The sequence below is a fragment of the Pseudomonas sp. PNPG3 genome (assembly GCF_023093815.1).
GTDB lineage: Bacteria > Pseudomonadota > Gammaproteobacteria > Pseudomonadales > Pseudomonadaceae > Aquipseudomonas > Aquipseudomonas asiatica.
Genome location: NZ_JALLKV010000034.1, coordinates 30,344 through 53,532, shown reverse-complemented (window position 1 = coordinate 53,532; position 23,189 = coordinate 30,344). Strand labels below are relative to the sequence as shown.

Annotated in this window: 26 protein-coding genes and 6 tRNA genes; 19 read left to right on the top strand and 13 right to left on the bottom strand. The window is 61.8% G+C overall.

Annotated elements, in window-relative coordinates; translation table 11 throughout:
- The first annotated feature begins 5 nt into the window (after positions 1–5).
- The gene (ispH, locus tag MJ643_RS20305) at positions 6–953 is read left to right on the top strand and encodes a 4-hydroxy-3-methylbut-2-enyl diphosphate reductase (RefSeq protein ID WP_013970753.1); all 948 of its coding nucleotides are present in this window, start codon (positions 6–8) and stop codon (positions 951–953) included.
- Between the two features lie 78 nt (positions 954–1,031).
- Here the strand turns inward: ispH and MJ643_RS20300 are convergent, their stop codons facing one another.
- Positions 1,032–1,529, bottom strand: a complete 498-nt coding sequence (locus tag MJ643_RS20300) for a GspH/FimT family pseudopilin (protein WP_024086212.1) — start codon at positions 1,527–1,529, stop codon at positions 1,032–1,034.
- 109 nt (positions 1,530–1,638) lie between these two features.
- Here MJ643_RS20300 and MJ643_RS20295 point away from each other — a divergent pair, with 109 nt between their 5' ends.
- The 5 genes from MJ643_RS20295 to thiO are packed head-to-tail and all read left to right on the top strand — an operon-like array spanning position 1,639 to position 4,466.
- The gene (locus tag MJ643_RS20295; RefSeq protein ID WP_024086213.1) at positions 1,639–1,821 is read left to right on the top strand and encodes a prepilin-type N-terminal cleavage/methylation domain-containing protein; all 183 of its coding nucleotides are present in this window, start codon (positions 1,639–1,641) and stop codon (positions 1,819–1,821) included.
- The gene (locus MJ643_RS20290) at positions 1,818–2,462 is read left to right on the top strand and encodes a prepilin-type N-terminal cleavage/methylation domain-containing protein (protein ID WP_013970756.1); all 645 of its coding nucleotides are present in this window, start codon (positions 1,818–1,820) and stop codon (positions 2,460–2,462) included. Before MJ643_RS20295 ends, MJ643_RS20290 begins: the two co-directional genes overlap by 4 nt.
- The gene (locus MJ643_RS20285) at positions 2,459–2,923 is read left to right on the top strand and encodes a hypothetical protein (protein WP_038408628.1); all 465 of its coding nucleotides are present in this window, start codon (positions 2,459–2,461) and stop codon (positions 2,921–2,923) included. The genes MJ643_RS20290 and MJ643_RS20285 overlap by 4 nt, the downstream gene beginning before the upstream one ends.
- 1 nt (position 2,924) lies before the next feature.
- Positions 2,925–3,314 carry a type IV pilin protein gene (locus MJ643_RS20280; protein WP_208209624.1) on the top strand — a complete coding sequence of 130 codons (390 nt, stop codon included), beginning with the start codon at positions 2,925–2,927 and terminating at the stop codon, positions 3,312–3,314.
- 54 nt (positions 3,315–3,368) lie between these two features.
- Positions 3,369–4,466 (top strand): glycine oxidase ThiO, encoded by a 1,098-nt coding sequence (thiO, locus tag MJ643_RS20275; RefSeq protein ID WP_024086214.1) that lies wholly within the window; start codon positions 3,369–3,371, stop codon positions 4,464–4,466.
- Positions 4,467–4,558: 92 nt separating this feature from the next.
- On the opposite strand, the gene MJ643_RS20270 is transcribed toward thiO, so the two are convergent.
- Complete coding sequence (locus MJ643_RS20270; RefSeq protein ID WP_013970760.1) at positions 4,559–4,789, bottom strand: PP0621 family protein; 231 nt, start codon at positions 4,787–4,789, stop codon at positions 4,559–4,561.
- Positions 4,790–4,883: 94 nt separating this feature from the next.
- Positions 4,884–5,903, bottom strand: coding sequence for an outer membrane protein assembly factor BamD (locus MJ643_RS20265; protein WP_013970761.1), 1,020 nt, complete (start codon positions 5,901–5,903; stop codon positions 4,884–4,886).
- A 147-nt stretch (positions 5,904–6,050) separates the two neighbouring features.
- Between MJ643_RS20265 and rluD the strand changes: the two genes are divergently transcribed.
- The 8 genes from rluD (at position 6,051) to MJ643_RS20225 (ending at position 11,456) form a co-directional block, all read left to right on the top strand.
- Positions 6,051–7,013: a 23S rRNA pseudouridine(1911/1915/1917) synthase RluD gene (gene rluD / locus MJ643_RS20260; RefSeq protein ID WP_015268856.1), complete on the top strand. Its 963-nt coding sequence runs from the start codon at positions 6,051–6,053 to the stop codon at positions 7,011–7,013.
- The gene (gene pgeF / locus MJ643_RS20255) at positions 7,010–7,750 is read left to right on the top strand and encodes a peptidoglycan editing factor PgeF (RefSeq protein WP_208209625.1); all 741 of its coding nucleotides are present in this window, start codon (positions 7,010–7,012) and stop codon (positions 7,748–7,750) included. Before rluD ends, pgeF begins: the two co-directional genes overlap by 4 nt.
- Positions 7,751–7,991: 241 nt before the next feature.
- Positions 7,992–10,556: an ATP-dependent chaperone ClpB gene (clpB, locus tag MJ643_RS20250; protein ID WP_015268858.1), complete on the top strand. Its 2,565-nt coding sequence runs from the start codon at positions 7,992–7,994 to the stop codon at positions 10,554–10,556.
- A 455-nt stretch (positions 10,557–11,011) separates the two neighbouring features.
- A tRNA-Asn gene (locus MJ643_RS20245) sits at positions 11,012–11,087 on the top strand.
- Between the two features lie 4 nt (positions 11,088–11,091).
- Positions 11,092–11,168, top strand: a tRNA-Pro gene (locus tag MJ643_RS20240).
- Positions 11,169–11,174: 6 nt separating this feature from the next.
- A tRNA-Lys gene (locus tag MJ643_RS20235) sits at positions 11,175–11,250 on the top strand.
- Between the two features lie 47 nt (positions 11,251–11,297).
- A tRNA-Pro gene (locus MJ643_RS20230) sits at positions 11,298–11,374 on the top strand.
- Positions 11,375–11,380: 6 nt separating this feature from the next.
- Positions 11,381–11,456 (top strand) — tRNA-Lys (locus MJ643_RS20225).
- Positions 11,457–11,632: 176 nt separating this feature from the next.
- Here MJ643_RS20225 and MJ643_RS20220 read toward each other — a convergent pair.
- The 4 genes from MJ643_RS20220 to MJ643_RS20205 form a co-directional block, all read right to left on the bottom strand.
- Positions 11,633–12,928, bottom strand: coding sequence for an NAD(P)/FAD-dependent oxidoreductase (locus MJ643_RS20220; protein ID WP_003260618.1), 1,296 nt, complete (start codon positions 12,926–12,928; stop codon positions 11,633–11,635).
- Between the two features lie 84 nt (positions 12,929–13,012).
- Complete coding sequence (locus MJ643_RS20215) at positions 13,013–13,186, bottom strand: DUF3094 family protein (RefSeq protein WP_013970765.1); 174 nt, start codon at positions 13,184–13,186, stop codon at positions 13,013–13,015.
- Between the two features lie 133 nt (positions 13,187–13,319).
- Entirely contained in the window at positions 13,320–13,949 is a 630-nt protein-coding gene (locus tag MJ643_RS20210; RefSeq protein WP_013970766.1) for a DUF1780 domain-containing protein, read from the bottom strand.
- A gap of 55 nt (positions 13,950–14,004) precedes the next feature.
- Positions 14,005–14,436, bottom strand: a complete 432-nt coding sequence (locus MJ643_RS20205) for a hypothetical protein (protein ID WP_208209626.1) — start codon at positions 14,434–14,436, stop codon at positions 14,005–14,007.
- An 86-nt stretch (positions 14,437–14,522) separates the two neighbouring features.
- Here MJ643_RS20205 and MJ643_RS20200 point away from each other — a divergent pair, with 86 nt between their 5' ends.
- Entirely contained in the window at positions 14,523–15,230 is a 708-nt protein-coding gene (locus MJ643_RS20200; protein ID WP_038408631.1) for an energy-coupling factor ABC transporter permease, read from the top strand.
- A gap of 135 nt (positions 15,231–15,365) precedes the next feature.
- On the opposite strand, the gene yacG is transcribed toward MJ643_RS20200, so the two are convergent.
- Genes yacG through MJ643_RS20180 form a run of 4 tightly spaced genes read right to left on the bottom strand, consistent with a single transcriptional unit; the run spans position 15,366 to position 18,262 of the window.
- A complete protein-coding gene (gene yacG, locus MJ643_RS20195) occupies positions 15,366–15,566 on the bottom strand; it encodes a DNA gyrase inhibitor YacG (protein WP_003260624.1) in 201 nt (66 codons plus the stop codon).
- Positions 15,563–16,186 carry a dephospho-CoA kinase gene (gene coaE / locus MJ643_RS20190; protein ID WP_013970769.1) on the bottom strand — a complete coding sequence of 208 codons (624 nt, stop codon included), beginning with the start codon at positions 16,184–16,186 and terminating at the stop codon, positions 15,563–15,565. The genes yacG and coaE overlap by 4 nt, the downstream gene beginning before the upstream one ends.
- Positions 16,186–17,052, bottom strand: a complete 867-nt coding sequence (locus tag MJ643_RS20185) for an A24 family peptidase (protein WP_038408633.1) — start codon at positions 17,050–17,052, stop codon at positions 16,186–16,188. Before MJ643_RS20185 ends, coaE begins: the two co-directional genes overlap by 1 nt.
- A gap of 1 nt (position 17,053) precedes the next feature.
- On the bottom strand, positions 17,054–18,262 hold the full coding sequence (locus MJ643_RS20180) for a type II secretion system F family protein (RefSeq protein ID WP_247726995.1): 1,209 nt from the start codon (positions 18,260–18,262) through the stop codon (positions 17,054–17,056).
- 215 nt (positions 18,263–18,477) lie between these two features.
- Here MJ643_RS20180 and MJ643_RS20175 point away from each other — a divergent pair, with 215 nt between their 5' ends.
- Both MJ643_RS20175 and MJ643_RS20170 read left to right on the top strand, forming a co-directional pair.
- Positions 18,478–18,888 (top strand): pilin, encoded by a 411-nt coding sequence (locus MJ643_RS20175; protein WP_047934243.1) that lies wholly within the window; start codon positions 18,478–18,480, stop codon positions 18,886–18,888.
- A 70-nt stretch (positions 18,889–18,958) separates the two neighbouring features.
- A tRNA-Thr gene (locus tag MJ643_RS20170) sits at positions 18,959–19,032 on the top strand.
- A 13-nt stretch (positions 19,033–19,045) separates the two neighbouring features.
- Here the strand turns inward: MJ643_RS20170 and MJ643_RS20165 are convergent.
- On the bottom strand, positions 19,046–19,819 hold the full coding sequence (locus tag MJ643_RS20165; protein WP_247726994.1) for an NYN domain-containing protein: 774 nt from the start codon (positions 19,817–19,819) through the stop codon (positions 19,046–19,048).
- Positions 19,820–20,451: 632 nt separating this feature from the next.
- On the opposite strand from MJ643_RS20165, the gene MJ643_RS20160 reads away from it, so the two are divergent.
- A complete protein-coding gene (locus tag MJ643_RS20160; RefSeq protein ID WP_208209672.1) occupies positions 20,452–20,679 on the top strand; it encodes a hypothetical protein in 228 nt (75 codons plus the stop codon).
- Between the two features lie 320 nt (positions 20,680–20,999).
- Here MJ643_RS20160 and MJ643_RS20155 read toward each other — a convergent pair whose 3' ends face one another.
- Complete coding sequence (locus MJ643_RS20155; RefSeq protein WP_243899895.1) at positions 21,000–22,097, bottom strand: hypothetical protein; 1,098 nt, start codon at positions 22,095–22,097, stop codon at positions 21,000–21,002.
- 561 nt (positions 22,098–22,658) lie between these two features.
- Here MJ643_RS20155 and MJ643_RS20150 point away from each other — a divergent pair.
- Entirely contained in the window at positions 22,659–22,886 is a 228-nt protein-coding gene (locus tag MJ643_RS20150) for a hypothetical protein (RefSeq protein WP_015268870.1), read from the top strand.
- The last annotated feature ends 303 nt before the right edge of the window (positions 22,887–23,189 follow it).

Genomic DNA, 23,189 nt, shown 5'->3' with positions numbered 1-23,189 from the left:
CGAGCATGCAAATCAAACTCGCCAACCCTCGCGGCTTCTGCGCGGGGGTCGACCGGGCGATCGAGATCGTCAACCGCGCGCTGGAAGTCTTCGGCCCGCCGATCTATGTGCGTCACGAAGTGGTGCACAACAAGTTCGTGGTGGAAGACCTGCGCAACCGTGGCGCCATCTTTGTCGAAGAGCTGGACCAGGTACCGGACGACGTCATCGTCATCTTCAGTGCCCACGGGGTTTCCCAGGCCGTGCGCCAGGAAGCTGCTGGCCGTGGCCTGAAAGTGTTCGATGCCACCTGCCCGCTGGTGACCAAGGTGCACATCGAAGTGGCCAAGTACAGCCGCGACGGCCGTGAGTGCATTCTCATCGGCCACGAAGGGCATCCGGAGGTCGAAGGCACCATGGGCCAGTACGACGCCAGCAACGGTGGCGCCATCTACCTCGTCGAAGACGAGGAGGATGTTGCCAACCTGCAGGTGAAGGACCCGGACCACCTGGCGTTCGTCACCCAGACCACGCTGTCGATGGACGACACCAGCCGCGTGATCGACGCCCTGCGTGCGCGCTTCCCGAACATTGGCGGCCCGCGCAAGGATGACATCTGCTACGCCACCCAGAACCGCCAGGACGCGGTCAAGCAACTGGCGGACGAGTGCGACGTGGTACTGGTGGTCGGCAGCCCGAACAGCTCCAACTCCAACCGCCTGCGCGAGCTGGCCGAGCGCATGGGCACCCCGGCCTACCTGATCGACGGTGCCGAGGACCTGCAGCGTGGCTGGTTCGACCAGACGGCGCGGGTCGGCATCACCGCTGGCGCTTCGGCTCCCGAAGTTCTGGTGCGTGGCGTGATCGAGCAGCTCAAGGCCTGGGGCGCCACCGGTGCTGAAGAGCTGGATGGGCGGGAAGAGAACATCACCTTCTCCATGCCCAAGGAACTGCGGGTTCGGTCGCTGATCTGAAACGGCACCCACCTGGTGCTGTTTTATGTGGGAGCGGCCTTGTGTGCGAAAGGGCCGCTCCCACAACGACCACATATGCTAGCTGGAGGTGTCTTTGCATCGGGATTTTTTTGGCTCTCCCATCTGTACGTTGACCCTGCCAGTCGATGCCATCACAACTTGATACTGGCTAGTTGCGGTCAAGCGCTCGCAAATCTCCATCGTTGAACCTAACCAATTACCGTTGGCCCCAAGCGGAACACCCTGCGCACTGAATTTCAGCTGCTCACCGCGATTGCTCGTGATCTTCAGCGGCCGTGAAAGACGCTGCTCGCGCAGCACCTGCCCGTTATGCTCCAGCATCACCTGCCAACCATTCCCCCAGTTACCGTCCAACGCCTGCACCAGCACCGGCTGGCTTTGCAACATGGCATGGCTGCGCGCACTGCGCAGTGCCTGCGCCAAGTCACGCGCAGCTGCCGCCCTGTGTAGGTCGTCGCTCAATCTGGCGTAGGCCGGCATGCCGAGTTGTGTCAGCAATACGGCCACCGCCAGGGCCGACAACATTTGTATCAGTGTTACACCTCGTTGCTTCACCGTGCATTCCTCCCTGGAAGTGCTTGGCTGTAGCTTCACGGTCGTTGGACCGGCGGTCCAGTCGCCCGGGTTCAATGCAATTGCAGGAAAAGTCGCAGGAGGTGCAGGGATGCACGCAAGACAGCGGGGCATGACGCTTCTGGAAGTGTTATTGGCGGTGGTAGTGGTGGCTGTGGGTATGTTCGCAGCGGCAGGCCTGCAACTGCAGGCATTGCAGGCTGCGGAGAACGCGCGCCGCGATGGACAGGCGGCAATGGCGGCGCACAGTGAGCATGAAAGGGGGCGGCCATGAGTCGCGGCCAGCGTGGTTTCGGCTTGCTTGAGGTGATGCTGGCGCTGACCATCGGGTTGCTGCTGTTGACGGCGGCCAGCCAGCTATTTGCCTCGGCCCACCATACCTGGCGGCTGCAAAGCACGGCAGTACGCATGCAGGATGAGGCACGCCTGGCATTGCTGCGAATGGCCCAGGATATCCGCATGACCGGGATGTTCGGCTGCCTGCGACTGCGGCCAAAGCACTTCGGCAGTTCGAGCGCAGGGCACGCATTCGCCCGGCCGATGGAAGTCGAAGCATCCACCCTTAGCCTGGTCGTTGCGGAGTTACCTGGGCAAGCCGGGGGCCCGCAGTGGTTCCTGCACACGGACTGTACTAGCAAGGTGTCTGTGGACGATGAGTTGAAGGAGGGCTACCCACAGGTTTACCCCATCAGCAGATATGTCTACCAACTCCAGGGCAATACGCTGAGATTCAAACGCAACAAAAGCAACTTCCAGCCGCTGGTTGAAAATGTGCGCTCAATACGTTTCCAACGTGTGCAAATGGCACAGGGTGAGGGGGTGGATATTGCCCTGACGCTTTACGAACCCACGCTCGAACTTGAACAGCACCATGAACTGAGCGTCGCAATCCGCAACCCGGTGCCGGCCTCATGAATCGTCAGCGTGGCATAGTCCTGTTGTTGGCCTTGGTCCTGAGCCTGCTGCTTGGGCTGTTTGCGGCGTCTGCCCTGCGTAATGCGCTGGTGCAAACGCGAATGACCGGCTATCTGAGCGAAGGCCTGCTGGCGCTGGAGCAGGCCGAGGCCACGCTGCTGGCAGGGGCAGGCGAGCTCGAGCGGGCTCCCCCCGACCCTTGCGAGGCGTGCCCGCCACCCGCTCGACCGCATGACCTGAGCGGGCAGTGGCAGCGCACGCGAACCGGCTATTTCCATTTGCAGAATCTGGGTACCAGCGAACACGCGGCGCATATGCCGGAAGGGCAGCAGGTCACCCTGTACCGCGTCACCGCCGTCAGCCTGCAAACCCAGTCACGGCATGTGCTGGAAGCGGTCTACGCCATGGACGGCGACACAACCCGGCGCATTGCCTGGCGGCAGAGATTGCGAGGAGACTGACATGCAGCAAGGCTTGAGCCGGATCGAGTTGTTGATTGTGCTGGCCGTGACCGGCATTCTGGCAGCCATTGCCTACCCCAGTTACAGCGACCAGCTACGGCGAGCCGCGCGCAGCGAAGTGGTTGGCCTGCTGCATGATGCCGCCCTGCGCCTGGAGCGCCACCGCGTACGCACTGGCCAATACGCCGAGGGCGACCCGGCGTTGCCCGACGGTACCCGCTATTACAGCCTGCAGGCCCAGCGCGACAGCGACACCTTCACGCTGCGCGCCCGGCGGCTGCCGAGCGGGCTGATGGCGCAGGACCGCTGTGGCGATTTCCAGCTCGACCAGGCCGGCGTGCAGCGCAATCCGGGTGCCGTCGAAGACAGCGTGCATTGCTGGGGAAGCTGAAGATTGAATGATGCCCGGTGCATCGCGGATTTACTTCAGGTGTTGGATCGACAGATGAGCAAGCAAGTAGTGGTGGTCGGCGGCGGAGTGATTGGCCTGCTGACGGCATTCAACCTGGCGGCGAAGGTCGGGCAGGTGGTGGTGTGCGATCAGGGGGAAGTCGGCCGCGAGTCGTCCTGGGCTGGCGGTGGCATCGTCTCGCCGCTGTACCCGTGGCGCTACAGCCCGGCCGTGACCGCCCTGGCACACTGGTCGCAAGACTTTTATCCGCAGCTGGGCGAGCGTTTGTTCGCCAGCACCGGCGTCGACCCCGAAGTGCACACCACCGGCCTGTACTGGCTCGACCTGGACGACGAGGCCGAAGCGCTGGCCTGGGCCGAGCGTGAGCAGCGGCCGCTGAGTGCCGTGGATATTTCGGCGGCCTATGACGCGGTGCCGGTGCTGGGCCCGGGCTTCAAGCGTGCCATCTACATGGCCGGCGTGGCCAACGTGCGCAACCCGCGCCTGGTGAAGTCGCTCAAGGCGGCGTTGCTGGCGTTGCCCAACGTGACCTTGCGTGAGCACTGCCAGGTTACCGGTTTTGTCCAGCAGGGCGGTCGCGTGACCGGGGTGCAGACGGCAGACGGCGTTCTGGCGGCGGATGAGGTGGTGCTCAGTGCTGGCGCGTGGAGTGGCGACCTGCTGCGTACGCTCGGCCTGGAGCTGCCGGTGGAGCCGGTGAAGGGCCAGATGATTTTGTTCAAATGTGCCGAAGACTTCCTGCCGAGCATGGTGCTGGCCAAGGGGCGCTATGCGATCCCGCGGCGTGACGGGCATATTCTGGTGGGTAGCACGCTGGAGCATGCCGGGTACGACAAGACCCCGACCGAGGAGGCGTTGGAGAGCCTGAAGGCCTCGGCGGTGGAGTTGCTGCCTGAGCTCGAGGGGGCCACGGTGGTGGCGCACTGGGCCGGGCTGCGGCCGGGGTCGCCGGAAGGTATTCCGTATATCGGGCCGGTGCCGGGGCATGCGGGGTTGTGGTTGAACTGCGGGCATTACCGCAACGGGCTGGTGCTGGCGCCGGCTTCGTGCCAGCTGTTTGCCGACCTGTTGACCGGGGTAGAGCCGATCATTGACCCGGCGCCGTATGCGCCAGCCGGGCGGCTGGGCTGAGGGCCTCTTCGCGGGTAGAGCACAGGTTTCGAAAACTGTGCGATCCCTGTGGGAGCGGGTTTACCCGCGAAGAAGCCAGTGGAGATTTGAATTCAGTCTTGGCGGCCTGGCCCCTGCTGCAGGTGCGCCTGGCTGCAATACCACTCGTTGCCCTGCTGCAGCGCCCGGTCATTGGGCAGGTGCACGCCGCAATGGGCGCAGCGCACCATCTTCAGCGGCGCATCCAGCTTGGCCTCGGGGTGCGACTGTTGGCTGGCTTTGAACTTGCGCCACAGCCAGAACGCAGCGGCGATCAGGGCGATCCAGAAAAGTAGGCGAACCATGGTGTCCAGCTTGTCGGTTGAAGAAGCCGACAGTCTAGGACGCGGCCAATAAAAAAGGGAGGCCCAGGGCCTCCCTTTCATGTACCGCTACGTATCAGTCGAACAGACCAAAGGTCATGTAGCTGAACCAGGAGCGGTCTTTCTCGGCTTCCTTCGGCCCTTCCGGCACGATCGGGTCACCGTTCTCGTCAGTTGGCAGCAGCTCACGCGGCATCTCGTCACGTGCATCCTGGAACTGCTTGACGACGTCCTGGTTGGCGCGGGTTTCACCCGGTGGCAGCGGGGTTTCGGTTTCGATCAGGCCCAGGGTCGCCTTGGACAGCCAGCCGCGGCCGTCAGACTCGGTCTGCTTTGGCTGGAACTCGCCATCTACCAGGCTCGGGTGGTCCGGGTAGTTGAGTTTGAGGGTTTCCAGGCTGGTGGCGGCCAGTTCGTCCAGGTGCATCTTCTGGTACGCCTCGACCATCACCGCCAGGCCGTCGCCGACCGATGGGGTTTCCTGGAAGTTCTCCACCACGTAGCGGCCACGGTTGGCAGCGGCTACATAGGCCTGGCGGCTCAGGTAGTAGTCGGCCACATGGATTTCGTACGACGCCAGCAGGTTGCGCAGGTAGATCATGCGCTGCTTGGCATCGGGGGCGTAGCGGCTGTTGGGGAAGCGGCTGGTCAGCTGGGCGAACTCGTTGTACGAGTCGCGGGCAGCACCCGGGTCACGCTTGGTCATGTCCAGCGGCAGGAAGCGCGCCACCAGGCCACGGTCCTGGTCGAACGAGGTCAGGCCCTTGAGGTAGTAGGCGTAGTCGACGTTCGGGTGCTGCGGGTGCAGGCGGATGAAGCGCTCGGCAGCCGACTTGGCAGCCTCGGGCTCGGAGTTCTTGTAGTTGGCGTAGATCAGCTCGAGCTGCGCCTGGTCGGCATAGCGGCCGAACGGGTAGCGCGACTCCAGGGCCTTGAGCTTGTTCACGGCGCTGGTGTAGCTGGAGTTGTCCAGGTCAGCTTGCGCCTGCTGATACAGCTCGGCCTCGCTGAGGTTCTCGTCGATCACTTCCTTATTGGAGGAACAGGCCGCGGTGAGCCCGAGGATGGCGATCAGCAGCAGGTGTTTCACTTGCATGGCGGCTTGCGTCCCTTTGACGGCCGCTGTCTTGGGCGGTGCCGTCCTGTTATGATGAGCGCCCCGGCCAACCCCGGGACAAAAGAAGCCGTATTTAACCACAAGCTCGCAGCCGAAACCAAAGGCTGTGCGCCCGCCGAATCGAGCATGTCCGAGATCATTCAACTTAGCGCAGAGGTCCCGTCCGAACTGGGCGGTCAACGCCTCGACCAGGTCGCCGCCCAATTGTTCGACGAGTATTCGCGCTCGCGGCTGACTACCTGGATCAAAGAAGGCCGCCTGACGGTCGATGGCGCGGTCCTGCGCCCGCGTGACACCGTCCATGGTGGCGCCGTGCTGGCCCTGGAGGCCGAGCAAGAGGCCCAGGGCGAGTGGGAGGCCGAGGACATCGCGCTGGACATCGTCTATGAAGACGACCAGATCCTGGTGATCAACAAGCCTGCCGGCCTGGTTGTGCACCCGGCTGCCGGGCATGCCAGCGGCACCTTGCTGAACGCGCTGCTGCACCATGTGCCCGACATCATCAACGTGCCGCGCGCCGGCATCGTGCACCGCCTGGACAAGGACACCACCGGCCTGATGGTGGTGGCCAAGACCCTGCAGGCGCAGACCAACCTGGTCGACCAGCTGCAAAAGCGCTCGGTCAGCCGCATTTATGAATGCATCGTGGTTGGTGTGGTGACTGCCGGTGGCAAGATCGACGCGCCCATCGGTCGCCACGGCGGCATGCGCCAGCGCATGGCAGTCACCGACGGCGGCAAGCCTGCGATCAGCCACTACCGTGTGCTCAAGCGCTTCCGCTCGCACACCCATGTGCGGGTGAAGCTGGAAACCGGCCGTACCCACCAGATCCGCGTGCACATGGCTCATGTCGGCTACCCGCTGGTCGGCGACCAGACCTACGGCGGCCGCTTCCGCATCCCGCCGGCAGCCAGCCCGACCATGGTCGAGGCGGTGAAAACCTTCCCGCGTCAGGCCCTGCACGCACGCTTCCTGGCGCTGGTACACCCGACCACCGGTGAGCGCATGGAATGGGAATCGCCGCTGCCGGACGACTTCGTCTGGTTGCTGTCGCTGCTGAACCAGGACCGCGAGAGCTTTATCGGATGAGTGGCCTGACTCAGTCGCTGCTGTTCCCCGACTGGCCGGCCCCGGCCTCGGTGCGCGCCTGTGTCACCACTCGCCAGGGCGGCATCAGCCTGCCGCCCTATGAAACCTTCAACCTTGGCGACCATGTTGGGGACGACCCTGTCGCGGTGGCCGAGAACCGTCGTCGCCTGAGCGACGAATTCGCCATCCAGCCGGCCTGGCTCAAGCAGGTGCATGGGCTGGTGGTGGCAAATGCCGACCCGGCCGTGGTGGCCGAGGCCGACGCCAGCTGGACCGATCAGCCTGGCATTGCCTGCACCGTGATGACTGCCGATTGCCTGCCAGCGCTGTTCTGCGACCGGGCCGGTACCCGTGTGGCGGCGGCGCATGCTGGCTGGCGCGGGCTGGCCGGTGGTGTGCTGGAGGCCACCTTGGATCGCCTGGCACTGCCACCCGAAGAGGTGCTGGTGTGGCTGGGGCCGGCGATTGGCCCACAGGCGTTCGAAGTGGGGCTGGAAGTGCGTGATGCCTTTACTGCGGTGCACCCGGAATCGGCCCGGGCCTTTGTCGATGGTGCCCGGCCGGGCAAGTTGATGGCCGACATCTATGAGCTGGCGCGTATTCGTTTGGCGGCGCGTGGGGTGACTGCTGTTCATGGCGGTGGCTTGTGCACGGTCAGCGACGAGCGGTTCTTCTCCTATCGCCGTACTCCGCAGGGGGGGCGCTTTGCTTCCCTGGTGTGGCTGGAACCGCGCTAGCCTGCACTGGCCTCTTCGCGGGCACGCCCGCTCCCACAGGTTTCAAACATTACGGATTCCCTGTAGGAGCGGGCATGCCCGCGAATGGCCCAGCACTAATCCAACAGGTTGATCCTGGTCAACCCCGCTACGCTTGAATCTTCCAGAATCAGCCTTATCTATAAGGTCATCTCAGGCAGGTTTCTTCACAAACAGGCGCTGTCCATCGCTCCGACCTGCCCTTTAAAAGGAAGGTATCCCCATGCGAATAGACCGTTTGACCAGCAAGCTGCAGCTTGCGATATCCGATGCCCAATCCCTGGCGGTTGGCATGGATCACCCTGCCATCGAGCCGGTGCACCTTTTGCAGGCATTGCTCGAGCAGCAGGGCGGCTCGATCAAGCCGCTGCTGATGCAGGTAGGCTTCGACATCAACAGCCTGCGCCAGGCACTGGTGAAAGAACTCGACCAGCTGCCGAAAATCCAGAACCCCACCGGCGACGTGAACATGTCGCAGGACCTGGCGCGCCTGCTCAACCAGGCCGACCGCCTGGCCCAGCAGAAGGGCGACCAGTTCATTTCCAGCGAACTGGTGTTGCTGGCTGCCATGGACGAGAACAGCAAGCTCGGCAAGCTGTTGTTGAGCCAGGGCGTGAGCAAGAAGGCCCTGGAAAACGCCATCAACAACCTGCGTGGCGGTGCGGCCGTCAATGACGCCAACGCCGAGGAATCGCGCCAGGCGCTGGACAAGTACACCGTCGACCTGACCAAGCGTGCCGAAGAGGGCAAGCTGGACCCGGTGATTGGCCGTGACGACGAAATTCGCCGTACCGTACAGGTGCTGCAACGCCGTACCAAGAACAACCCGGTGCTGATCGGTGAGCCTGGCGTAGGTAAAACCGCCATCGCCGAAGGCCTGGCCCAGCGCATCATCAATGGTGAAGTGCCGGACGGCCTGAAGGGCAAGCGCCTGCTGGCGCTGGACATGGGCGCGCTGATTGCCGGTGCCAAGTACCGCGGCGAGTTCGAAGAACGCCTCAAAGGCCTGCTGAACGAGCTGTCCAAGCAGGAAGGCCAGATCATCCTGTTCATCGACGAACTGCACACCATGGTCGGCGCCGGCAAGGGCGAGGGCGCCATGGACGCCGGCAACATGCTCAAGCCGGCCCTGGCTCGTGGCGAGCTGCACTGCGTTGGCGCCACCACGCTGAACGAGTACCGCCAGTTCATCGAGAAGGATGCTGCCCTGGAGCGCCGCTTCCAGAAGGTGCTGGTCGAGGAGCCGAGCGAGGAAGACACCATCGCCATCCTGCGTGGCCTGAAAGAGCGCTATGAAGTGCACCACAAGGTGGCCATCACCGACGGCGCCATCATTGCTGCGGCCAAGCTCAGCCACCGCTACATCACCGACCGTCAGCTGCCGGACAAGGCCATTGACCTGATCGACGAAGCGGCCAGCCGCATCCGCATGGAGATCGACTCCAAGCCGGAAGTGCTCGACCGCCTCGACCGTCGCCTGATCCAGCTGAAGGTGGAGTCGCAGGCGCTGAAGAAGGAAGAAGACGAAGCGGCGAAAAAACGCCTGGAGAAGCTGACCGAGGAAATCGACCGGTTGGAGCGGGAATACGCCGACCTGGAAGAAATCTGGGCTTCCGAGAAGGCCGAAGTACAGGGCTCGGCGCAGATCCAGCAAAAGATCGAGCAGGCCCGCCAGGAGCTGGAGACCGCCCGTCGCAAAGGCGACCTGAGCCGCATGGCCGAGCTGCAGTACGGGGTGATCCCGGACCTGGAGCGCAGCCTGCAGATGGTCGACCAGCACGGCAAGACCGAAAACCAGTTGCTGCGTAACAAGGTGACCGAGGAAGAAATTGCCGAAGTGGTCTCGAAGTGGACCGGTATCCCGGTGGCCAAGATGCTCGAAGGCGAGCGTGAAAAGCTGCTGAAGATGGAAGAGCTGCTGCACCAGCGTGTGATCGGCCAGAACGAGGCGGTAACCGCCGTAGCCAACGCGGTGCGCCGTTCGCGTGCCGGGCTGTCCGACCCGAACCGGCCGAGTGGTTCGTTCCTGTTCCTCGGCCCGACCGGGGTGGGCAAGACCGAGCTGTGCAAGGCGCTGGCCGAGTTCCTGTTCGACACCGAAGAGGCAATGGTGCGCATCGACATGTCCGAGTTCATGGAGAAGCATTCCGTGGCTCGCCTGATCGGTGCCCCACCAGGCTATGTGGGGTATGAAGAGGGCGGTTACCTGACCGAGGCGGTACGGCGCAAGCCATACTCGGTGGTGCTGCTGGACGAGGTGGAGAAGGCCCACCCGGATGTGTTCAACGTGCTGCTGCAGGTGCTGGAAGATGGCCGCCTGACCGACAGCCACGGGCGCACCGTGGACTTCCGCAACACCGTGATCGTGATGACCTCCAACCTGGGCTCGGCGCAGATCCAGGAACTGGTGGGTGACCGCGAGGCACAGCGTGCGGCGGTGATGGATGCGGTGGGTTCGCATTTCCGTCCGGAATTCATCAACCGTATCGACGAAGTGGTGGTGTTCGAGCCACTGGGCCGCGAGCAGATTGCCGGCATTACCGAAATCCAGCTGGGCCGCCTGCGCAGCCGTCTGCTGGAGCGCGAACTGTCGCTGAGCCTGAGCCCGGAGGCATTGGACAAGCTGATTGCCGTGGGTTACGACCCGGTATACGGCGCACGGCCACTGAAGCGTGCGATCCAGCGCTGGATCGAGAACCCGCTGGCGCAGTTGATCCTGGCAGGCAAGTTCATGCCGGGCACGGCGATTACCGCCAAGGTGGAAGGCGACGAAATCGTCTTCGGCTGATCTGTTTAACCATGAGCCCCGCATCAGCGGGGCTTTTTTTGCCTGTGCCGGCCCCTTCGCGGGTAAACCCGCTCCCACAGGATTACCTACAGCTCAAAGGCCTGTGCAGTACCTGTGGGAGCGGGTTTACCCGCGAAGAGGCCCTCACAGCCCCAGCAAATCCGGGCCTTTCCGGCTTCCTGGATAACTAGCTGAAATTTTTGAAATTTTTGCTTGCATCTAAAATCGGGTGCCCCTAATATACGCCGCGTTGTCAGGCACTAAGCGAATCACCAGCAACACCGGTGACCGCAAAACAACTTACAAATCAGTAAGTTGAATGAAAAAAAGTGGTTGACAAGCAAAACGAAGAATGTAGAATAGCCGGCCTCAGCAGCTGCAACGCGAAAGCGGATAGCCAAAGAGACCGAAGCTAACACAAGCTTCGAAGCTGTAAAGATGTACCGAAGTTCAGTTCCGCGATAGCTCAGTCGGTAGAGCAAATGACTGTTAATCATTGGGTCCCTGGTTCGAGTCCAGGTCGCGGAGCCAATCTCGGGGTGTAGCGCAGTCCGGTAGCGCGCCTGCTTTGGGAGCAGGATGTCAGGAGTTCGAATCCCCTCACCCCGACCATTTTCCGGGTCGTTAGCTCAGTTGGTAGAGCAGTTGGCTTTTAACCAATTGGTCGTAGGTTCGAATCCTACACGACCCACCATGTAAAAAGGGCATCTCAAGCGAGATGCCCTTTTTCTTTAAGTATCACGGGGTGTAGCGCAGTCCGGTAGCGCGCCTGCTTTGGGAGCAGGATGTCAGGAGTTCGAATCCCCTCACCCCGACCATTTTCCGGGTCGTTAGCTCAGTTGGTAGAGCAGTTGGCTTTTAACCAATTGGTCGTAGGTTCGAATCCTACACGACCCACCATGAAAAAAAGGGCATCTCGCATGAGATGCCCTTTTTTTGCGTTGAATTTATCCCACAAGAATGCGCTCTTGGGCCCACACAGCCCTGTGTGGGAGCGGGTTCACCCGCGAATGCGGCAGCAGGTTCACCATCGCATTCGCGGGTAAACCCGCTCCCACAGGGCATGCTGGTGTCTGTCAGTGCAGTTTCAGGCGCGGCTCGGTACCCCGGCCAATCTTGCTACCCAGCATCATCAACGCCGTACGGAAGAACCCGTACAACGCCATCTGGTGCATCCGGTACAGCGACACGTAGAACATCCGCGCCAGCCAGCCCTCCAGCTTCACGCTGCCCATCAGGTTACCCATCAGGTTGCCCACCGCCGAGAAGCGCGACAGCGACACCAGCGAACCGTAGTCCTTGTACTCATAGGTCGGCAGCGCCTTGTTCTCCAGCCGCGCCTTCAAACTCTGCGCCAGCATCGAAGCCTGCTGGTGCGCCGCCTGGGCACGTGGCGGCACGTTGCGGTCGCTACCCGGTTGCGGGCAGGCGGCGCAGTCACCGAAGGCAAAGATGTTGTCATCGCGCGTGGTTTGCAGGGTAGGGCGCACCACCAGCTGGTTGATGCGGTTGGTTTCCAGGCCATCGATGTCCTTGAGGAACGCCGGCGCACGGATACCAGCCGCCCACACTTTCAAACTGGCCTGGATCACTTCACCGTCTTTGGTTTTCAGGCCATCCTCGGTCACTTCACTGACGGCGGCATTGGTCATCACCTTCACCCCGAGCTTTTCCAGGGTCTTGTGCACCGGCACGCTGATGCGCTCTGGCAGCGCCGGCAGTACGCGCGGGCCGGCCTCGATAATGGTGATGTGCATGTCCTTGGGCTGGATGCGGTCCAGGCCATAGGCCGCCAGTTCGTGGGCCGCGTGATGCAGCTCGGCTGCCAGTTCCACTCCGGTGGCACCGGCGCCGACGATGGCCACGCTGATCTTCTCGCTCGCCACGTCACCGGCGTGGGCGCGCAGATAGTGGTTGAGCAACTGCTGGTGGAAACGCTCGGCCTGCTTGCGGGTGTCGAGGAACAGGCAGTGCTGCGCCGCGCCCAAGGTGCCGAAGTCGTTGGTGTTGGAACCCACGGCAATGACCAGGGTGTCGTAGCCCAAGGTGCGCGCAGGCAGCAGCTCGCGGCCCTCTTCGTCGAGGGTGGCGGCCAGTTGAATCTGTTTGCCTTCACGGTCCAGGCCGCTCATGCGCCCCAACTGGAAGTTGAAGTGGTTCCACTTGGCCTGGGCCACGTAGTTCAGTTCGTCTTCCGAGGAGTTCAGCGAGCCGGCGGCCACTTCGTGCAGCAGAGGCTTCCAGATGTGCGTGAGGTTGGCGTCGACCAGGGTGATCTCGGCCTGCTTGCGCTTGCCCAGGCTTTTACCCAGGCGGGTCGCCAGTTCCAGGCCGCCGGCGCCGCCGCCGACAATCACGATGCGATGAGTCATGGGGATATCTCATAAGGTTTACGGAATTCGTGGCCCCGGGGGCCGGCCGCAAACTGCACGAGGGGAGGGCGAGCGCGAAGCAGCTCATAGCACCAGTCCACTGAGCAGGCGGCTGATGAGACCCAACCCGATGGTCACGGCCACCACCAGCACAAGGAGCAGCCACGGCCGGAAGGGCCTGCGCTCGACTTGGTGCTGGGGGGCTCGCAGATACTCATCGACACGACGCTGATCTTCCGGATTCAGGCGGCTGGTCATGGTGGGGCCTCGTCAGGTAGACGTTTGGGACTGCGTAAACGCTACAGCGTTCACGCAAGCGCTTGAAACAAATGATAAGGCTTTCTATCTCTGGCGCCGAGTGTACGCCATCGCAAACACTCGCTGCAGTGGATCAAAGACTGATGCCCACGTCGAACACAATGCTGCGGCCCAGGTTGCCGCGCAGGAAGTCCGGCGCATCGGGGTGGGCGAACAGCACCCGGGCAAATGTCGGCCCGACCAGTGACAGCGAGCGCCAGCCCTGGCGCAGATATTCGGTGGGCGGCGGGAAATGGGTATTGAGGTCGAGCACTTCGCGCTTGAGGCTGGCGAAGGCAATGATATCCAGCTCGTTCAGCTCCAGCCCGCGTTCCCGGTAGTTGTGCGCCTTCTTGCGCAAGGTCGGCGCCAGCCGCCCCAGCAGCTCGGTGGCACTGATGCGCCGCGGGCGCGCTTCGCGGCGCACCAGTTGCGCCAGGGAAAACGCACTGCGCCGGCGCTGCAGTTCTTCGCGCCATTCATCGTTGAGCCGGCGGCCCTCGTCGAGCACGAAAAACACCTCGAACGCCGCGTCGCGGAACAGCACGTCTGGCGGTTCTTGCCCGGCCGGGGTGAAGTCCTCGCTGCGATAGGGGATGTTCAGCCCCTGCAACAGGCGTTGGCACACCCAACGCTCCCGCTCCCACTTGCGGGCGTTGGAGAGAAAGGCATTGGCTTGTTCCGCCTGGATGGTAAGCAGGCGCAGGTAGTCTGAGTCATCCATGCAGACAAGCTTAGCTGTTAATCGATGACGATAAGATGCTGTTTGTGCGCAGAAATCAGCCCAGTATTGGCCATTGCTGTACCACCCCAAGCAGGTGCACCAGGCCAAACCCCAGGCAGATCAGCGAACTGACCACGATGAAACGCCGCGAGCGCCCGGTACCCGCCAGCAATATCGGCCCCAGCAGGCCGCGCGCCAGGTACACCAAGGTGATCAGGCAGATGGCCGGCAGCAGCAAGGGCAACCGCCCGATGGCCCCGGCAGCTGACAGCGCATACCCCGACCAGGCCAGCAGCACGCAGGCGATGGCTGCGGTGATCAGCCCTGGGTACCAGCGGCCCTTTTCGGCGGCCACGGCCATGCGCTCGCCGGCCCCGAACAAACGGTACCAGCGCGGCCCGACGGCGATGATGACCAGGTGAAGTACGCCGATGATGGCGTTGAGCGCTGCTGCCAGCAGCAGGGCGAGGTTGATTCCTTCCGGCATGAGCAATGCTTCCTGCATCGAGTGAGGGTGCCAGCCTAGCGCAACCGAATGAAACGGAGAATGGGTGTAGACTCGGATTTATCCACATGGCTGCAAGGGGCATTCGTCAAGTGATCAGCGCGCAGGTGTTGTCGGGCACCACCCTTACGCTTGGCTGGCTGGGATATGTGCCGTTGCTGATCTGGGCGGTCAGCCAGGTGCGCTGGGTTGAGCTGTTCACCGACCGGCGCCGCCAGCATCTGCTGTTTGGCACGGTGTTCTGCCTGTTTGCCTTGTGGTTGGTGCGGCGCGATTTCGATACCGGTGTGTCGTACCACTTCATAGGCATGACGGCGGTCACGCTGTTGCTGGACTGGCCACTGGCGGTGCTTGGCGGGTTCATGGCCCAGCTCGGTTTGCTGGTGCTGGGGCGTCAGGACCTGGCGGCGCTGGGGGTGAATGGCTTGTTGCTGGTTGGCCTTCCGGTGCTGATCGCCGAGGCGTGCGCGATAGGGGTCGAGCGCGCCCAGCCGCGGAACCTGTTTGTGTATATCTTCTGTTCAGGGTTCTTCCCGGCGGCATTGACCGTGCTGGCCTGCCTGTCGGCTGCGTTGGGGCTGTTGTGGCTGGACGGGCGCTTCGCCATGCCGGAGTGGCTCAGCGATTTTATCGGCTACCTGTGGCTGATGATGTTCCCCGAAGCGTTCATCAACGGCACGGTGATCAGTGCGCTGGTGGTGTTTTGCCCGGAGTGGCTGGAAACCTTCAACCGCACGCGGTATCTGCAGGCGCCCTGGAAGGAGGATGAGCGGTGATTTTGTGGCGGCTGTACTGGCCCTTTCGCGGGTAAACCCGCCCCCACAGGTAATGCACCAGCCTTGAAAGCCGTGAGGTCTCTGTAGGAGCGGGTTCACCCGCGAAAGGGCCCTGAAGGACACCTTGCTATCGGATCAATGCCGCGGCTCCAAATCCCCCGAGTACAGCTCATCCTCGGACTCTTCCGCCCCCGGAATCTTGTGCTCCTCCGCCGCCCAAGCCCCCAGGTCGATCAGCTTGCAACGGTCCGAACAGAATGGCCGGAACGGGCTTTTCTCGTTCCATTCCACAGGTGCGCCACAGGTCGGGCAATCGACGGTCAATGGCTGGCTCATGGCTGGCCTCCTCGTAAAGTCAGGTAAAAGTGGTGCAGGCGGTCAATCTGCTGATGCAGCGCGGCCAGGTCGCCGTCATTGACCACCACATCATCGGCATGGCGCAGGCGCTCCTCGCGGGCCAGCTGGGCCTTGAGAATGGCCTGCACCTGCTCGGCACTGGTGTTGTCACGCGCCAGGGTACGCGCCACCTGCAGTTCCTGCGGCGCATCGATCACCAGCACCCGTTGGGTTTTCTGGTGCTGGCCCGACTCGATCAGCAGCGGCGAAACATACACCGCATACGGCGACTCCGCCTTGGCCAGGTAGCTGAAAATCTCCTGCCCGATCAGCGGGTGCAGCAATTGCTCCAGCCATTTGCGCTGTGCCGGGTCGGCGAATATCAGCTGGCGCAGTGCCGAACGATCGAGTTGGCCGTCCGCCTGCAGTACGCCGGCGCCGAAGCGCTCGACGATGCTGGCCAGGGCCGGGCGGCCAGGCTCGACCACCCAGCGCGCCGCCTGGTCGGCATCGACCAGGTGCACGCCAAGCTCGACGAAACGCTCGGCAGCGGCGCTCTTGCCGCTACCAATGCCGCCGGTCAGGCCGAGAATCCAGGGGGTAAAGGCCGCAGTGGTCATCAGAATCCAAGCAGGTTTGTGTATGAGGCGTATATTTCATCACCCCAGAGCACGGCAATCCACCCCGCAATCGCCAGATAGGGGCCGAACGGGATCGCCGTCCCCATGGCATGGCGGCGCAGACGCAGCAGGCACAGCCCAGCCAGCGCCCCGACCACCGATGACAGCAGCAGGGTCAACGGCAACACCTGCCAGCCACCCCAGGCCCCGATCAGCGCCATCAGTTTGAAGTCGCCATAGCCCATGCCCTCCTTGCCGGTAACCAGCTTGAACACCCAGTACACCGTCCAAAGGCTGAGGTACCCGGCCACCGCGCCCCACAACGCACTGGTCAGCGGGACGTAGAGGCCAAAGGCGTTGACGATCAGCCCCAGCCACAGCATCGGCAGCACCAGCGCATCCGGCAGCAACTGGTGCTCGGCATCGATCAGGCTCAGGGCCAGCAGGCACCAGGTCAGCGGCAGCGCCAGCAAGGCCTCGGGCGAAGCACCAAAGCGCCAGGCCACCACCAGCGACAGCAGCGCGCTGGCTAACTCCACCAATGGGTAGCGCGGGCTGATGCGGGTTTTGCAGGCTGAACAACGCCCACGCAAGGCCAGGTAGCTGATGACCGGAATGTTCTCCCATGCGCGAATCCGATGCGCACAATGCGGGCAGCGCGAGGCGGGTAGCCACAGGTCGAAACGCTCGTGCGGCGTGATCGGCAACTCCAGCATTTCCTGCGCCTCACGCTGCCATTGCCGCTCCAGCATGATCGGCAGGCGATACACCAGCACGTTGAGAAAACTGCCCACCAGCAGGCCGAGCACCGTGGCCAGGGTGAGAAAGTACGCCGGCTGCTCAGCCAGCAAAGTCCATAAAGTCATTTCAGATCAAGCTACCCAACTGGAAGATCGGCAGGTACATCGCCACCACCAGGCCGCCCACCAGCAGGCCCAGGACCAGCACGATGGCTGGCTCCAGCAGGCTGGTCAACTGCTCCAGCGCCTGGCTGACCTGTTCCTCGTAATGGCTGGCGGCTTTTTCCAGCATCTGGTCCAGCGTGCCGCTGGATTCCCCGATGGCCGTCAGTTGCACCAGCAGCGGCGGAAACAGCGGCTCAGCGGCCATCGCCTGGTGCAGCCCCTGCCCATTGGCCATGCCCTGGCGCAGCCGCAACACCGCCTGTTCATGCAGGTCGCCGCCACTGACCCTGGCCACCGTGCCCAGCGCATCCAGCAACGGCACCCCGGCGGCGTAGGACGTTGCCAGGCTACGCGCAAACCGCGCAAGCGCCGCCTGCCCCAGCAGCGTGCCGAACACCGGCAAGCCCAGCACCCGGCGAGATATCCACAGGCGCGCTGGCGCGTGCTGCCGGTAGAGCTGGCGCATGGCAAAACCCAGCACTACGCCCATCACCAGCAACAACGGCGCAAACCGGCTCAGCCCTGTGGACAAGTCGATCACCCATTGGGTAAATGCCGGCAACGCCACGCCCATGCCAGAGAACATGCCCTCGAATTTCGGAATCACCTCCAGCAACAGGATCGCCGACACCCCCAGCCCCGTCAGCAACAGCAGCAACGGGTAGATCATCGCCTTGCGCACCTTCTTGTGCAGCACCCGACGTTGCTCCAGCATGCCCGCCAACTGTTCCAGCTGCCGGTCGAGCGTGCCGGACTGCTCGCCCACCCGCACCAGGTTGCAATACAACGCATCGAACCAGCCCGGGTGGCGCTGCAACGCATCCGCCAGCCCCAGGCCCGAGGCCACATCCTGTTTCAATCTATCCAACAATGCCGCCTGCGCCGCATCACAGCCACTGCGCCCCATCACCTCGAACGCCTGCAGCAGCGGCACCCCGGCCTTGAGCAAGGTCGCCAACTGCCGGCTGAACCCCGCCGGGTCGGCCTTTGCCCGCCGTTTCGGCAAACTGAACGTTAGCCCACCGGCAGGCCGCAAGCTGGCCACCTTGATGCCCTGGCGGATAAGCCCGGCACGCACATAGGCCGGGCTGCGCCCGGACGTTTGCCCGCTGACCGGCGCGCCGTTAGCGTCGGTGCCGTGCCAGGTGTAGAGGAGTGTGGATTGGGTCATGCAAGGTCCTTTTTCTGCCCGTGCGACAAGCCTGGAAACAGCTTGCCGCGCCCATGCAAGGGCGTGCGTCCGAGATGCTCACTAGAGTAGTTCAGCGAAGACGACGCCCAAGCGGGCAGGGGTGACAAAAGGTGTCTGTTCAGGCCTACTGCGCCGCTGCCAGCCGGGGTCGAGCCTGACCTCAACGAGTACGTGTATCAAAAAGGAAAACGTTCATGAAAGGGCAACGCGGTATCACCCTGATCGAACTGATGATCGTCGTCGCGATCATCGGCATTCTGGCGACCATCGCCTTACCGATGTACACCAACCACCAGTCACGCTCCAAGGCCGCGGCCGGGTTGCTGGAGATCAGCGCGCTGAAGACCGCGATGGACCTGCGGTTGAATGATGGGAAGGATGTGCCGGATGTGGCCGCGTTGGGTGGCCAGCCGGCGACGGCGCACTGTGCGATCACGGCTAGCGGCAAGGCGGCGGATGGCACTGGGAGCATCGTTTGCACGCTGGTGGATGCGCCGGCCAATGCGCTGGGCAAGGCATTGACCCTGACGCGTTCGGCTAGCGGGTGGGCGTGTACGACCGACATCGAGGAAGACCTGGCGCCGAAGGGGTGCAAGGCGCCTTGAGGGTGGGGCAATAAACTAGCGGAAACAGGGGTTTGCGTAACGGGTGCGAGCAGTGGTACGTTGCGCTACACGCCGGTGTAGCTCAGTCGGTAGAGCAGCGCACTCGTAACGCGAAGGTCGCAGGTTCGATTCCTGTCTCCGCAGCCGAAGCACGAATTCATGATACGGATACTTCAGTTTGGGAGTGCGTTGCCGGGTTTGATTTCCGAGCAGCTTTGATGAACATCGCCGTCCCACCTTGCCGCATATCGATCTCGAACAGCTCTGAGGTTCGGATGAGATCGCTAAGCGTCCGATGCCCGTAGTTCACGGCTGAAAACGAGCTGTTGTTGCGGATAAAATTACCGACCTGGCTGAGGCGCGACCAACCTGTGTCATCGGCGGTCTTCTCAGCAGCCGTTCTCAGCAAGCGCACTAGCGCCGTGTCACTGCGTAGCTCGTTTCGGGTGCGTTTACTGCTTTTCGACGTTTCGCCTTCAGCTGCTTTCTCCTGATCATCACCAAGCAGGTTCTCTGTGTAGATAAACTGCGAGCAGGCATCTACAAAAGGCTTCGGTGTCTTTTTCTCCCCAAAGCCGTAAACCGGCAAGCCGCTTTCCAGCAGCCGAAGCACCAACGGGGTGAAGTCGCTGTCGCTTGTCATGAGTGCAAAGGCATCGACGTTTTTGCTGTACAGCAAGTCCATCGCATCAATGATCATCGCTGAGTCAGTGGCATTCTTGCCCTTGGTGAAAGCGAATTGCTGCATGGGGCGGATGGCGAATGTGTGGATCTTCTCGACCCAGCCAGCGAGTAGAGGAGAACTCCAATTCCCGTGTGCATGCCTGATGTTGACCATGCCGTACTTGGCCAGCTCATCGAGTACGCCTCCGATGGAAGCATGGCTCACATTGTCGCAGTCAATCAGCAGTGCTATCCGTTTCGACTCCACGGTGTACCCCAGTCAATCCCTGTGTCACCAAACTCTAGCTCAACTGCCCTGGCAGCACTTTCAATGTTCATATCGTGCACCTCATCTCACCTTGGCGATTTCAGCTGAGCCTATGTCGCTGCATTCGAAGTTTGAATGGATTTTTATGCAGATGATCGGATATGGACCTAATCGCTACATTCAACGCTGTTCGCACATAATTCAGAGACGTTTCCTACAACTTCGACACTTGCATGGTTGAGATACATGAGGCTAAATTTCCTCCGTCGCGGAAAATTCCGTGACCGGGCGTAGGAACCCGTTGGTAAACTTGGCGCACGCACTAGGCGCCCCTGCACCACAGCTGGCGCTTTTTTTGTGCCTGCCGTGCTGTGTCATGGCGGCTGTGTGTGGGCAGGCTTCGGCCTGGCCGGGTTTCCAAGTTTCCCGGTATTCCTACCCCATGCACAGCTGCCACCCAATCCCGTAGGAAGGATCGTGGCAGCTCCAACTAAAACTTGGAGTGTCATGCATGCTTATCTCAAGTCCGTCCAGGATCCTCGCATTCGTTCCCCACCGTCGTTCCTCCACGGCCCTCAACGATCTCACCTCCAGTCAATCTCGCTCCGTCTCTGCAACAAGGGAGTCACGCCATGACTGATCAAGAACGCCTATCCACCATCCAAAGCTACGCCTGGACCCTCGAACTGCTAGGCGAAGCCTTGGTCCAGCACGACGAAATGCTGGAGTGCGAACACAACCCCCACCTGAGTTTTCGCAACACTGCCGGTATCCATCAGGCGATCCGGATCATCAGCCGTTTGGCCAGTGAGCAGTGTGGGAAGGTGATGGAGCGAAACGGCCAGGACCCTGTTGGTTAGGCAGGATCGTTGGTGAGCGGCGGGCCAGATATCACCATTGCGGCTGGCCCTCTGCTCGAGGCCGCCTGGTGGTTTATTCCTGTCGGGTACGGTTATGGGGCTGCTGCGCAGCCCATCGCAGGCAAGCCAGCTCCTACAGGGGCCGCGCAAATCCCTGGATATGTGCTCTACCTGTGGCAGTGGGGTAGGCTTCGGGGTAGACGGCACGAGCTTCGCTCGTGTCACGACTCTACGGCATAGAATGTACGTCACCCGCGCTTCCCGTCACAGAGAAAACGCCTCAAACGCAGGTGAACGCGCCGTCACTGGCCTGGAACTGTCTAGCCACTCACTACGATGGGGTCATCCCCCGACGACACAAGTCCCACCTCAGTAGGGATTTGCAAATACTCATAGATTGCTCGGACTTTGCCCACAAACGCAGTATCCGCGCTGAGCAGCAGTTGAGCATGTGAGGCAATCGCTGCATGGGCGGCGTCGCTGATTGCGGCGATGTGGCGGTGCTCACGGTCAAGACGGTTGTCCGGCTTGTAGCCGATGACATTGAGCACGTTGTAAATGCCAGTCACCTTTTCATGCTGATGCATTTCACGACCGTAGACCGGGTTCACGGAGATACCTAGGAAGTCCTCAATGCTGTCGCCCATGCCCTTGTAGCCCTCCAAGTCTTGGTACATAGCCCAAATCTTCTGGATTACGTTCGGCGCCTCAATATTATTGAGTTGCTTAGGGCCAGCGCCGACCGCCTCTCGGTATCGGCTGATGGCGGACACCTCGTTTGCCTCGTCGATGTGCTTGGCCATTTCCTGGGCTGACAGGACCGACACTGCATTGTACTGCTCTTGCAGAGTTTCGATTTGCTTGTCGATCGCAGCAGCAACCTCAGGGTGACTGTCGGCGAGCTCGTCCATCTGAGCCGAAAGGTGATCCATCAGGCGCTGGAAAGCGTCGACTTGCTCGCTCGAGATGTCCTCGAAGCTACTGTCCTTTCGCCCGCCATACATCTTGAGCGTGCTTTGATTCGCCGACGCGAGCAACGCGTCGTAGACGGGTTCGATTGTCAGGTAGTTGTCATATGCCTGGCGGGGCGACAAGGTGCAGATCAGGACGCGCCCTGTCAGATTGAACGAAGCGTCTAGATCGTACTTAAAATGCATTGCGCTCAGATCGCAGAGCACCTGCAAGAACTTTTCAGGCTGCCCGCTGCGCTTGATTTCACGCAAGGTGTCATCGGAGTAAACCACCTGAAAACCACTGACGAGCCGCCTAAAGAAATCGGGATCCCTCTCCTTAAGCGCCATTGTGAGGACATTTTGATCCAGATAAACGGTCGCTCGACCGTCATATAACGGCTTAGGCACATGCTCCATCATTTCTCTGCAACCCCATTCCAGTTCATCTAATCGCCACGCGTGCATGCCAGATCCTACAGGGACCGTGGTAATACCGGGATATGTGCTCTACCTGTGGCAAACGGCACGGGCCTCGTTCGTTTTCGCTTTGTGAGCCTCGATCACATATGGCAGCCAATCTGTGGGTAGCCATCTTCCTACGAAACGTACTGTCCTTTCGTACTCTTGGAAACTTGCGAAAAGAGCCACTCGGGAATAAAGTCCCCCCGTCGCCGAAGCATCGGTGATGCGACCTTGGCCGGTCGGAATCGAAAGGCGCATCAGCGCCCAGTCTTCATCGCAGGCGCTTTTTTTGTGTCCGCGATGTCGCGTTATGGCGGTGGTGCGCGGGACACCTTCGGGTGTGCCGGGCTCCTTTCGTCCCGGTCGGCCAACCCGCGTACTGCTGCCACCTTAACTTGCTTGGCCGCGAGCGGTGGCAGTTCCATCACGAAAGGAACTCATGCATGACCACCGAAAATCCGCTAAAGATCCTCGTATCCGTTCTCCACCGTCGTACCTCGGCGGCCTTCGACGATCTCACCTCCAGTCAATCTCGCTCTGTCTCTGCAACAAGGGAGGCACGTCATGACTGACCAAGAACGCCTATCCACCATCCAAAGCTACGCCTGGACCCTCGAACTGCTAGGCGAAGCCTTGGTCCAGCACGACGAAATGCTGGAGTGCGAACACAACCCCCACCTGAGTTTTCGCAACACTGCCGGTATCCATCAGGCGATCCGGATCATCAGCCGTTTGGCCAGTGAGCAGTGTGGGAAGGTGATGGAGCGAAACGGGCAGGACCCTGTTAGTTAGGCAGGATCATTGATGAGCGGCGGGCCGGATATCACGCTTGCGGCTGGCCCTCTGCTAATGGCCTCCTGGTGGTTAATTCCTGTCGGGTAGGGTTATGGGGCTGCTGCGCAGCCCTTCGCAGGCAAGCCAGCTCCTACAGGGACCGCGCTAGTCCCTCCAGCACGACGAAATGCTGGAATGCGAACATAACCCCCACCTGAGTTTTCGCAACACTGACGGTATCCATCAGGCGATCCGGATCATCAGCCGTTTGGCCAGTGAGCAGTGTGGGAAGGTGATGGAACGAAGCGGCCAGGACCCTGT